Origin of the sequence: Aeromonas molluscorum 848, assembly GCF_000388115.1 — a bacterium.
Taxonomy (GTDB): domain Bacteria; phylum Pseudomonadota; class Gammaproteobacteria; order Enterobacterales; family Aeromonadaceae; genus Aeromonas; species Aeromonas molluscorum.
On record NZ_AQGQ01000019.1, the window covers coordinates 25,725 to 37,215 of the forward strand.

Consider the following 11,491-nt stretch of genomic DNA (forward strand, 5'->3'; position numbering starts at 1 on the left):
AGGAGTTGCTCATGTCCCCGGTCAAAGTCTTCATCATCCATGGTTACACGGCGTCCCCCCAGGCCAACTGGTTTCCCTGGCTCGCCACCCGACTCGAAGAGCAGGACGTGCAGGTCACTGTGCTGGCCATGCCTGCTCCCCATGCCCCGGCGCCTGCCGCCTGGGATGCTCATCTGCTGGAAGGCATAGGAGAGGCGGACAGCAACACCATACTGGTAGGCCATAGCCTGGGCTGCATCGCGGCGCTGCGCTATCTGCATAAACTGCCTGCGACCCAGAGCGTCGGCGGCCTGTTGCTGGTCAGTGGCTTTGATGAGCCCCTCGCAACCCTGCCCGAGCTGACCCCCTTCGTCGCCCAACCTTTGCCCCTTGCCAACATTCGGGCGCGCTTGCTGCATTGTGCCCTGATCGCCTCCTGCGATGATGCCATAGTACCCCAGCCCTACTCGGCGCGTCTGGCCCAGCGGCTCCAGGCTCCTTTGCATCTGCTCAAGCAAGGGGGGCATTTCCTCGACAGAGAGGGATTCACCGAGTTGCCCCTCGCCTATGAGCAAGTGATGGTGACGGTGGCCGCCATCCGTGCCGCGGCAACTCCAGACCAGCAGATAGGCCGAGCAGCCACCCGCGGCCTCAGCCCTGACTGAAGCGGCGCGATAGCCCGCGCCACCTCTGGCCTTGGCGGCGCCACACGACTGGGCCATGACATCGTCAGGCGACACGCCAACTTGGCATCGTCATAATGGTGATAACCGTTGGCGGATCGTCCCTGCTATCCCCGCAGCTTCTCGCAATTGAACAGAGGGTACGGCTAGGCCGCAGCGCGACGGGCCAGTTCGATATTGTCATGGCATTGGCTCACGGCAACTGTCGTCAATCAACCCGATGGATGAGAGCGTCAATATGAAACCATTGACGGGTCGGCGACGTTATTGCGCCATTCGCTGACAAAACGGCCACCCGAGGGTGGCCGTTGGCTTGATGCGCAAGAAGCCGCAGGGCTAGAGACCTGCGGCATCCAGATGCTCCACCAGCAGCTGCACGCTGCGGTTGCCGCGCCACTCGTTGACGTCGAGCCGATAAACCAGCCGCACCCGTTTCACCGAGGGATCCGGCCAACGCTTGATATCGACCCCGAAGGCAATGGCATCCACCGCATGACCCGAATCCGTGGTCAGCATCATCTTGAGGTGCTTTTCCCCCACCAGCCGCTGCTGGACCAGCACGAATTCACCGTCAAACAGCGGCTCGGGGAAGGCCTGACCCCAAGGGCCGGACGCGCGAATGAGCTCCGCCAGCTCCAGGCTCAGCTCATCGGGCAGCAGCTCGCCATCGGTGAGCAGTACGCCGGTCAGCAGTTCAGGGGTCACCAGCTCGGCGATGATGGCTTCAAAGGCCTGGCTGAACGCCGTTATATTGCTCTTGGTCAGGGTCAATCCGGCCGCCATGGCGTGACCGCCGAACTTGCCCATCAGACCGGGATGGCGGGTATCCAGCAACTCCAGCGCATCGCGCAGGTGCACCCCGGGGATGGAGCGGCCCGAGCCCTTGAGTTCGGTGTCGCTGCTCTGCGCAAAGGCGATCACGGGTCTGTAGTACTTCTCCTTGACCTTGGAGGCCACCAGCCCAACCACCCCCTGATGCCAGTCGTCCCGGTGCAGCACTATGCCGCTTGGTACCTCACCATCGCGAAAACGGACCTGCTCCAGGGTGGCGAGCGCTTCTTGCTGCATCCCCTGCTCTATCTCCTTGCGCTCCTGATTGAGGCTGTCCATCTCGGCCGCAAGCGTGCGCGCCAGATTGATGTCATCGCTGAGCAGGCAGGCGACCCCGAGGGACATGTCATCGAGGCGGCCCACCGCATTGAGACGCGGACCCAGTGCAAAACCCAGATCAGCGGCGCACAGACGGCGACCGTCGCGGCCCGAGATATCCACCAGCGCCTGGATGCCGGGGCGACAACGGCCAGCCCGGATCCGTTGCAGCCCCTGGTGTACCAAAATGCGGTTGTTGCCATCGAGCGCCACCACATCGGCGACTGTGCCGAGCGCCACCAGATCCAGATAATCCGCCACGTTGGGGGGACGAATGCCCTGGCGCTCATACCAACCTGCCTGGCGCAGATGGGTGTTGAGGGCCGCCATCAGGTAGAAGGCGACCCCGACCCCGGCCAGAGACTTGGAGGGGAAGTCGCAGTCACGCTGGTTAGGGTTCACTATGGCATCGGCAGCGGGCAGCTCATGACCCGGCAGGTGGTGATCCGTCACCAGCACCTGCATGCCAGCGGCCTTGGCGGCGGCAACCCCGGCGATGCTGGAGATGCCGTTATCCACGGTGATGAGGAACTCGGCGCCCCTGGCCACCGCCAGCTCGACGATCTCAGGGGTCAGGCCGTAGCCGAATTCGAAACGGTTGGGCACCAGAAAATCGATGCGAGTCCCCCCCATGGCCCGCAGGGCCAGCACGCAGAGGGCCGAGCTGGTGGCACCATCGCAGTCAAAGTCGCCGACGATCAGGATGCGCTTCTGGGCAGCCAGGGCTTCGGCCAGCAGCGGCACGGCCTGCTCCATGCCAAACAGACGCTGGGGCGACAATAACTGACTGGCGCTGCGCGCTAGCAGGGCAGGATCCGCGACCCCCCGGCTGGCGAAGATCTGGCGCAGCAAGGGGTGCAGGGTATCGGGCAGATGAGAATCATCCACCTGGGGACGACGACGAATTTGCAAAGACATGGGGCTATCCAATGGGGTTAACCAACACAGTGGCAGAGGCCGAAAACAGGTGGCAAGGATCGCACTACTGCCCCTGATAGGCAAACGCCATGACCCAGGGCTTATTGCCATTCCAATTAATAACCGGTCGATAACAGAAAATTAGCCTGCTCAGGTTGCCAATTGGACTCAGTCACATCAAGCTAGCAGGGATGGCTCATGGTGGCAGGCTCCGCCTGCCCCCAGCCCTCACTCCATGACCAATAACTTCGCTCAACTTTACCCATTTGGAGAGATTTCAATGAGCCTGATCCAGGAATTCAAGGCCTTTGCTGCCCGTGGCAACGTGATCGACATGGCCGTCGGTATCATCATAGGTGCCGCCTTCGGCAAGATAGTCTCCTCGTTCGTCGGTGACATCATCATGCCCCCCATCGGCATCATCCTCGGTGGGGTCGACTTCAGCGATCTGGCCGTAGTGCTCAAGGCGGCGGAGGGTGATGCCCCGGCCGTGGTCATCGCCTATGGCAAGTTCATCCAGACCATCATCGACTTCCTGATCATCGCCTTTGCCATCTTCATGGGCGTCAAGGCCATGAACAGCATGAAGAAGAAAGCCGAGGAAGCGCCTGCGGCGCCAGCCGCGCCGACCAAGGATCAAGAGTTGCTGAGCGAGATCCGCGATCTGCTCAAACAGCAGGGCAAATAGCCCAAGCCGTTGCAGGGCTGGCCCCACCGGGCTGCGCCATTAAAAAAACCGCCCCCCGGCGGTTTTTTTTCATCTTGTATTGGCGCCTGTGATGGCGTCCATCAGGCGCGGGGATGATGCTCGCCATGCAGCGCCTTGAGCCGTTCATTCGCCACATGGGTGTAGATCTGGGTAGTGGAAAGATCCGCGTGCCCCAGCAGCATCTGCACCACTCTCAAGTCGGCGCCATGGTTGAGCAGATGAGTGGCGAAAGCGTGGCGCAGGGTATGGGGGGACAGTTCCCCGGCAATGCCGGCGCGCAAGGCATAGAGCTTGATGCGATGCCAGAAGGTCTGACGGGTCATCATCTGCGCTCGTTTGGAAGGGAAAACCACGTCCGAGCTGACCCCGCCGAGCAGTAGAGGGCGCGAGGCGCGATAGTAACGCTCGAGCCAATGCACCGCCTCCTCCCCCATGGGCACCAGTCGCTCCTTGTTGCCCTTGCCCACCACTCGTACCAACCCCTGACGAAGGCTCAGGTGCTCGGCGGTCAACCCCACCAGCTCAGAGACCCGCAAGCCGGTGGCGTAGAGCAGCTCCAGCATCGCCTTGTCCCGCAACTCAAGCGGGTCCTCGACATCAGGCTCATCGAGCAAGGTGCCGACCTGCCCTTCGCTCAAGTCAGAGGGCAGCTTCTTGGGCAACTTGGGACCTTCGAGCAAGACGCTCGGATCGTCACTGCGCAATTTCTCCCGATTGAGATATTGATAGAAGCGGCGCAAGGCAGAGAGAAAGCGCGCCGTACTGCTGGGGGCGAAGCCCTGATCCACCCGCCAGGCAAGGTAGTGCTGGATCTCGGCCATCCCCGCCAGCAGCAGGGCGCTGCCCTGCGCATCCAGCCAATGGGCAAACTTGCTCAAGTCGACCCGGTAGGATGCAACGGTATTGTCAGACAGGCCCCGCTCCAGCCAGAGCGCGTCGAGGAACTGCTCAATCAGGGGATGAGGGGACTTGGCGGACTTGACGGTTTTCTTGGTCATGGGGCGGCCGGGTTGACGAACAGGTTGCCATTCTAACGCCAAGCCTGGGCGGTACGACAAGAGATGAGCGACACGAAACCCGCCAATCCCCCCGAAAGGGCACCAACAGTGGCAATGACCCGGCCAGACTGGGAAGCTGTCCCCACTCTCTGGTAAACTTGCCCCCTTACTTTGAGCTGGCTGGAAGAGCGATGAAGATAGGTCTGTTTTACGGTTCCACCACCTGTTACACCGAGATGGCCGCCGAGAAGATCCGCACCCTGCTGGGCCCGGAGCTGGTCGACATCCACAATATCAAAGACGTGCCCCTGGCGCGCATGCAAGATTACGAGATCCTGATCCTCGGCATCTCCACCTGGGATTTTGGCGAGTTGCAGGAAGACTGGGAGTCCAGCTGGGATGACATTGCCGGGCTCGACCTTGAGGGGCGCATCATCGCCCTGTTCGGCATGGGTGATCAGCTCGGCTACGGCGACTGGTATCAAGATGCCCTCGGCCTGCTCCATGACCAGCTGCAACCCAAGGGGGTCAAGCTGGTGGGTTACTGGCCCAATGAAGGTTACGAGTTCGAGGCCTCCAAGGCACTCATCGACGACGGTCGCCACTTCGTCGGGCTGGCCCTCGATGACGCCAATCAGTATGAGCAGACCGACGAGCGACTTGAACAGTGGGTCGAACAGATCCTGAGCGAGATCCAGGAGCTGCTCTAAGCCTACCTCCCTGCGTATTTTCTATTGTCGTCATCGGGTTAGGCCTAGCGACTTTTGCACACTGGTCTGTAACAATGTTAACCAGCGCCCAACATAACCCTAAAAATCGGGGCGCTGGAAGCAAACAGGAATAGACCAGAAAAGGAAATTCTATGATCCAGACCTCTCTCCTTGCCCCTGCGATTGCCCGCGACGTGCTCGATCACGCCCTGGCGCTTGGGGCCGACTTCGCCGAACTCTTCGTGGAGCGCAAACGCCGCAGCCAGATAAGCCTGCTGTCGAGCCAGATAGAAAATATCAGTGGCGGCCTCGATTTTGGCATAGGCGTGCGCCTGTGCTACGGCCACAAGGTGCTCTATGGCTACACCAACCTGGCCGATCGCAGCGAGCTGCTGCGCATCGTCAGTCTGTTGGCAGCCAAAGACAGACGGGATCCTGTGGTAACTGCCACCGCCTTTGATTTCACCCGTTTGACCGATCATCACCCCATCGCCCTGCCGCTCTCGACCGACAAACTGCTGGAGCAGAAGATCGCCTACCTGCATGCCATGGATGCCGCGGCCCGCAGCGAGAGTGACAAGTTGAGCCAGTTCTCCGCCAATGCCCTTGGCTGGGAGCAGGAGGTCGAGATCTTCAACAGCGAGGGGGTGCAGGTGGGCGATCGCCGCCACTACAACCGCATCATGGCCCAGGCCATCGCCGCCCAGGGCAGTGAGCAGACCATGGGCTATGAAGCCCCCGGCGCCCTCATGGGCTGGGAGCATGCGGCCAGCATAGCCCCACGGGAGCTGGCACTCACCGCCACCCGTCAGGCGCTGGTCAAACTCGGCGCAGCCCCCTGCCCGAGCGGCAAGCTGCCGGTCATCATGGAGAGCGGCTTTGGCGGCGTCATCTTCCACGAGGCGTGCGGCCATCTGCTGGAAACCACCTCGGTCGCCAAGAAGGCCTCGGTGTTCCACGACAAGATGGGCCAGCTTATCGCCAATCCGGCGGTCAGTGCCGTGGACGAAGGCTTGCAAGGCAACGCCTGGGGCTCCATCAACGTCGATGATGAAGGCATGGCGACCCAGCACACCCAGCTCATCAAGGATGGCGTGCTGACCGGTTTCCTGGTCGACCGCATGGGGGCGCTCAAGACCGGCCATGCCCGCACCGGCTCAGGGCGGCGCGAATCCTATCGCTTCGCTCCCGCCTCGCGCATGCGCAACACCTTCATCGAAGCGGGCAACCACAGCCTCGCCGACATGCTGGCCACGGTGGAGCACGGCATCTATGCCAGGAAGATGGGCGGTGGCTCGGTACAACCCGGTACCGGCGAGTTCAACTTCAATGTGCAGGAGGCCTACCTCATCGAGCACGGCAAGATAACCCGCCCCCTCAAATCGGCCACCCTGATAGGCACAGGCCCCCAGGTGCTCAAGGAGATCTCCATGGTCGGTCGCGATCTGGCGCTCGCCGCAGGCATGTGTGGCTCGGTCTCGGGCTCGGTGCCCACCTCGGTCGGCCAACCCGCGTTGAAAGTGGATAATATCCTGGTTGGAGGGAACGCCTGATGAGCGCACTCGATATGAATACTCTGCTCACCCGCCTGCTGGAGAAAGTGGCCGACATCAATGCCGAGGCGGATCTCATCGCCAATCAGGACAAGGCCTTCTCCCTCAAGGCCGACAAGGGTGAACTCGGTGAATACAAGGTCACCAGCAGCCAGCAGGTTGGCCTGCGTCTCATCAAGGATGGCCGGGTCGGCATCGCCTACTCCGAGTCTCTGGATGAAGCAGCCCTCGATGCCATGTTGCAGGATGCCCTCGACGCCAGCCGCTTCGCCAAGGTGGATGCGGATCAGGCCATCCGGGTGGCCAACAGTCAGCTCAATACCGATTGCGCCGAGATCCATCAACCCGACCTGACTCCGGTGGAGGAGAAAATAGCCCTGGCCCTGCGCCTCGAGGCGGACATGCTGGCCTTGCCGGATGTGACAGGTGCACCTTACAACAGCCTGTTCGAGGGGGAGAGCCGCCTCTGGCTCGCCAACAGCTTGGGGACGCTCTGCCGGCACAGCGAGTTCAGCGTCGGCTGCTATACCTCGGCGCTGGTTGAGCGTGAAGGGCGGCAGTCCATGCATTATCAGGGACAGTACGGCCGCCGCTTCGACGAACTCGACAGCCGCACCCTCATCGAGCAGGTTTATGGCGTGGCTGAGGGGCTGCTGATGGGGGAAGCCGTGCCGAGCGGCCGCTACAGCGCCCTGTTCAGCACCAACTGCCTGGCCAGCCTGTTTGGTTGCTTCCAGTCGGCGCTGTCTGGCAAATGGGCCCAGCAGGGGATCAACCCCTGGCGAGGCAAGCTTGGCCAGTCTGTGGCTTCCCGCTGGCTCACCCTGGAGAGCCGGGTCCATATGCCGGGGGGCATGAACATCAAGGCCTTCGATGGAGAAGGGGCCCCCAGCACCGATCTATTGCTGATTGGCGAGGGGGAGCTCAAGACGCTGCTCCACAACAGTGCCACGGCTCACCACTTCGGCATCCAGAGCAATGGGGCCGCCTCACGCAGCGCCCGCGGCGCCCTGGATGTCAGCCCGCGCCATCTGGTGTTTGGCACAGGTCCCCACAGCGAGGCCGAGGTCAAAGCTGGCGAGTATCTGGAACTGGTCAAACTCGACGGTCTGCACTCGGGCGCCGATGCGGTGAGCGGCGACTTCTCGTTCGGCGCCTCCGGCTTCCTGTGTCGGGACGGTGTTCCCGTTGCGCCGGTGCGCGGCATTACGGTTGCAGGCAACTTCTACCGCCTGCAGGGAGAGCTGGAGGCTGTCGGCGACCGGCTGCACCACGACGATGGCAAGGGCTTCTACGCCCCGCTCATCCGCTTCGGCGGCTTGAACATTGCCGGGAAATAGCCCGCAGGCACAGAGGCCGCTCCAAACCGGTGGGCAAGGGCTTTCTGGCCAGTGGCATCGGATCTGGCGGGTTAAGCGGCTCGTAACGTCGCCATGTATTGTGTGAAAACGGACTATCTTCCCCACTCAAAAGCGGCGCCATCAGGCGCCGCTTTTTCATTGATGACGCCCCAACCCTGAGCGGATGAGCACCATAGAAACAACAACGGCGACCCTGGGGTCGCCGTGCTCCTGACTGATGGTCTCGATGAAACTATCAGACCTCGGGGTTGAGGCGCATCGGCATGCCGGAACGCTGCTCCAGAGCCTCTTTCACCAGCTTGGAATCGTTCTCTGCATGCGCGACGAAACGGCTGATGGGGGTAGTCAGCTTGAGCGGCACCGGTGTATTGGAGTTGAACTCGGCTTCGCTGCGCGACAGCGGCTCATGGACTTCCATATAACGGCTGCCATCGGGTTCGACCGTGGCCTTGACTGGCTGGTTGACGAACTGGACGCGAGTGCCGACCGGTACCTTCTCGAACAGATACTTGATGTCGTCGGCGCGCAGACGGACGCAACCGCTGCTCACCCGCAGACCGATACCGAAGGTCGCATTGGTACCGTGAATGGCATAGAGGTTGCCGATGTAGAGGGCGTGCAGACCCATGGGGTTATCCGGGCCGGCTGGCCAGACTGCGGGCAGTGACTTGCCTTGAGCCGCATAGCGGCGGCGTATATTCTCGGTCGGCGTCCAGGTCGGGTTGGCACGCTTGCGCTCCACCTTGGTGACCCAGTTCTCCGGGGTGTTGACCCCAAGCTGGCCAATGCCTATCGGCAGCACCTGTACCACTTTCTTGCCCTTGGGGTAGTAGTAGAGACGCATCTCGGCCACGTTGATGACGATGCCCTCGCGCGGGGCATCCGGCAGTATCAACTGATGAGGGATCACCAGCGTGCTGCCCGCTTTGGGCAGGAAGGGATCCACGCCGGGGTTGGCTTCCATGATGTTGGTCAGGCCCAGCTGAAAATCAGAGGCGATCTGCTCGAGGGGGCGATTGTCCGCCGGCACCACGTACTCCTGATTTTCACCGATCAAACGGCTGTTGGCGGCGGGCAGAGCATATTCAACAGCGGCGGCCTGCTGGCTGACCAGTGTCAGGCTGCACAAGAGGGCCGAGGCGGCAACGCGAAGCGTGGTACTAAAGGCGTTCATACAATTCCTATAGGGGTTTCTGTGACCTGAACTGGGGGAGGTGCACGCTCGTCATGAGCTGCGGGCACCGCTGGTGCGCATTCTTCCTTGCCGAGGCGCAAATTTCAACGTCCAGACGGGGGATTTATCACGCAGGCCCCCGCTTTTGACACTATTTAATCATTTAAGTTATCGCCACTTGGCTGACTATTCCATGAACAGCGGGATCCTCCCTGCACCGTGGCCATTTCACAGCATGTGAAATGGCTCACAATCGAGGTCAATTGACACTCAACCTTCATCCCGGCGTCTTATAATGCCGGCGCCCCCAAAAGGCGCTAACCTATTGACGCTACGGAAAATATAATGAAAAACATCAATAAGACCCTGCTGGCCGCCACCATTTCCCTCGGAATGCTGGCAGGCTGCAACAGCCAAAATGACTCAAAGGCCCCAGATCCCATGGTTCGTTTCGCCACCTTCAATCTGTCGTTTGATCGCACCGCCCCCGGCATGCTCTCCGGCGAACTGGCCCTGGACCGCGCCGCCCAGGACGTCCTGCTGAGCCGCTACCAGGACGGAGACAGCAGCCTCAGCAAGGCCGAGATCACCCGCGCCAAAAACGTGCAGCAAATCCGCAATATTGCCGAAATCATCCAGCGCACCCGGCCGGATGTCTTCCTGCTCAACGAGTTCGACAACGACGGCAAGGGCGAAAGCACCGCCGATCTCAAGGCGTTCAACGACAACTACCTGGCCCATGCCCAGCACGGCGAGGTGACCGCCATCAGCTACCCGGTGATGCAGAATTTTGCCACCAACACCGGCCTGATGAGCGGCCATGACCTCAACCTGGATGGCAAGGTGGGCAGCGGGCCGGACGACGCCTGGGGCTTTGGCAACTACCACGGCCAGTACGGCTTCGCCGTCATGTCCCAATACCCCATAGAGACCCAGCAGATCCGCACCTTCCAGCACTTCAAGTGGAAGGATATGCCCGGCGAATCCAACCCCGTCATCGATGACTGCAACAACCCCAAGGCCCCGATCCCGGCTGGCCGCCAGTGTGGGGACGCCTGGTATGACGACGCTGCCTGGCAGGCCTTCCCGCTCTCCTCCAAGAACCACGCGGATGTGCCAGTGCGCATCAAGCAGGGTGACAAGGAGGAGCTGATCCACTTCCTCATCTCCCACCCGACTCCGCCCATCTTCGGCAACGCGGCGCGCCACAACGTCAAGCACAACCGCGCCGAGGTCGCCTTCTGGCAGGACTACGTGGCAGCCGCCAGCTACATGGTGGATGACGCGGGCAAGACCGGTGGCCTGGCCGAGGGCGCCAAGTTCGTCATTGCCGGGGATCTCAACGCCGATCCCCAGATTGGCGACGGCGATCTGAGTGCCATCCAGGATCTGCACAACCATGTGCTGGTCAATCAGGCGGTCAGCAACGGCGCCCTGATCCCGATCAGCCAGGGGGGCCCCGAGTGCCTCGCCAGCCAGCCGGATCAGTGCAAGCGCAACAACAACCGCCCCACTCCGGAGCGCATCACCAGCAGCAGCGGCCTGCAGCTCGATCACCTGCTGCCTTCCGCCAACCTCAATGCGGTGGCCTCCGGGGTGTTCTGGCCCGCCAGTTTCGAGCCGGGCTACCATCTGGTCTATGGCGCCAAGCTTGGCATCGCCAAGGGGGTGAGTTCGGATCATCGCCTGGTGTGGGTCGACCTCGAACTGGACGACTGATCCCAAGGACGTCACTCAAAAAAAGCGGGGCCAACAGGCCCCGTTTTCATTGGATCGTCATACCAGCTTCTCCACCCGGGCCGGCAGGCCCTGGCGCGCCGAGGAGCCGATGGCCCAGTCCACCAGGGGGTAGCGGCCATGGCGGCTGGGATCCAGCACCGCCAAGTCATTCAGATTGACCCCGGCCCCGCGCAGCGGATTGGCGGCCACTTTTTGGCCGTCTATCCAGTGTTCCCGCGCCCCCCAGCTCCTTGTGGCCGAAGCCGTGCTCGATGGCGATGGCATCTTCCTGCACCCCGGCCACGCACTCGGCCAGCCCGATCACGCTGCCATTGGGGGTGCTGACCCGCACCCTGTCCCCGCTCACTATGCCAAGCCGGGCCGCCGTCTGGACGTTGAGCCGCACCCCGTTGCTGGGATGCACCTGACGCAGGCGATCCGAGCCGATGCTCATGGAACTCATGGTGTGGGACTTGTAGCTGGTCAGCAGCAGGGGCCACTGGGCCGGCTTGAACGCCTCGCTCAGCGGCGTGCCATC

10 protein-coding genes are annotated in these 11,491 nt (G+C 61.9%); 6 read left to right on the forward strand and 4 right to left on the reverse strand.

What is annotated here, in order from left to right:
- Positions 1 to 11: 11 nt before the first annotated feature.
- Positions 12 to 644: an RBBP9/YdeN family alpha/beta hydrolase gene (locus G113_RS05095; RefSeq protein ID WP_005894676.1), complete on the forward strand. Its 633-nt coding sequence runs from the start codon at positions 12 to 14 to the stop codon at positions 642 to 644.
- Positions 645 to 998: 354 nt separating this feature from the next.
- On the opposite strand, the gene recJ is transcribed toward G113_RS05095, so the two are convergent.
- Entirely contained in the window at positions 999 to 2,729 is a 1,731-nt protein-coding gene (recJ, locus tag G113_RS05100; RefSeq protein ID WP_005894679.1) for a single-stranded-DNA-specific exonuclease RecJ, read from the reverse strand.
- Positions 2,730 to 3,009: 280 nt separating this feature from the next.
- Between recJ and mscL the strand changes: the two genes are divergently transcribed.
- On the forward strand, positions 3,010 to 3,417 hold the full coding sequence (gene mscL, locus G113_RS05105; protein ID WP_005894682.1) for a large-conductance mechanosensitive channel protein MscL: 408 nt from the start codon (positions 3,010 to 3,012) through the stop codon (positions 3,415 to 3,417).
- Positions 3,418 to 3,518: 101 nt separating this feature from the next.
- On the opposite strand, the gene xerD is transcribed toward mscL, so the two are convergent.
- Complete coding sequence (gene xerD, locus G113_RS05110) at positions 3,519 to 4,436, reverse strand: site-specific tyrosine recombinase XerD (protein WP_005894685.1); 918 nt, start codon at positions 4,434 to 4,436, stop codon at positions 3,519 to 3,521.
- A 191-nt stretch (positions 4,437 to 4,627) separates the two neighbouring features.
- Between xerD and fldB the strand changes: the two genes are divergently transcribed.
- The 3 genes from fldB to G113_RS05125 all read left to right on the forward strand — a co-directional run bounded on the left by fldB (position 4,628) and on the right by G113_RS05125 (position 8,039).
- Positions 4,628 to 5,146 (forward strand): flavodoxin FldB, encoded by a 519-nt coding sequence (fldB, locus tag G113_RS05115; protein ID WP_005894688.1) that lies wholly within the window; start codon positions 4,628 to 4,630, stop codon positions 5,144 to 5,146.
- A gap of 152 nt (positions 5,147 to 5,298) precedes the next feature.
- Complete coding sequence (locus G113_RS05120) at positions 5,299 to 6,699, forward strand: TldD/PmbA family protein (RefSeq protein ID WP_005894691.1); 1,401 nt, start codon at positions 5,299 to 5,301, stop codon at positions 6,697 to 6,699.
- On the forward strand, positions 6,699 to 8,039 hold the full coding sequence (locus G113_RS05125; RefSeq protein WP_005894695.1) for a TldD/PmbA family protein: 1,341 nt from the start codon (positions 6,699 to 6,701) through the stop codon (positions 8,037 to 8,039). Before G113_RS05120 ends, G113_RS05125 begins: the two co-directional genes overlap by 1 nt.
- Before the next feature lie 256 nt (positions 8,040 to 8,295).
- On the opposite strand, the gene G113_RS05130 is transcribed toward G113_RS05125, so the two are convergent.
- On the reverse strand, positions 8,296 to 9,234 hold the full coding sequence (locus G113_RS05130) for a L,D-transpeptidase family protein (protein WP_005894698.1): 939 nt from the start codon (positions 9,232 to 9,234) through the stop codon (positions 8,296 to 8,298).
- A gap of 345 nt (positions 9,235 to 9,579) precedes the next feature.
- Between G113_RS05130 and G113_RS05135 the strand changes: the two genes are divergently transcribed.
- A complete protein-coding gene (locus G113_RS05135; protein ID WP_005894701.1) occupies positions 9,580 to 10,953 on the forward strand; it encodes an endonuclease/exonuclease/phosphatase family protein in 1,374 nt (457 codons plus the stop codon).
- A 166-nt stretch (positions 10,954 to 11,119) separates the two neighbouring features.
- Here G113_RS05135 and G113_RS05140 read toward each other — a convergent pair.
- Positions 11,120 to 11,491: molybdopterin dinucleotide binding domain-containing protein (locus G113_RS05140; protein WP_040318923.1), on the reverse strand; the 372-nt coding region annotated here is incomplete at its 5' end.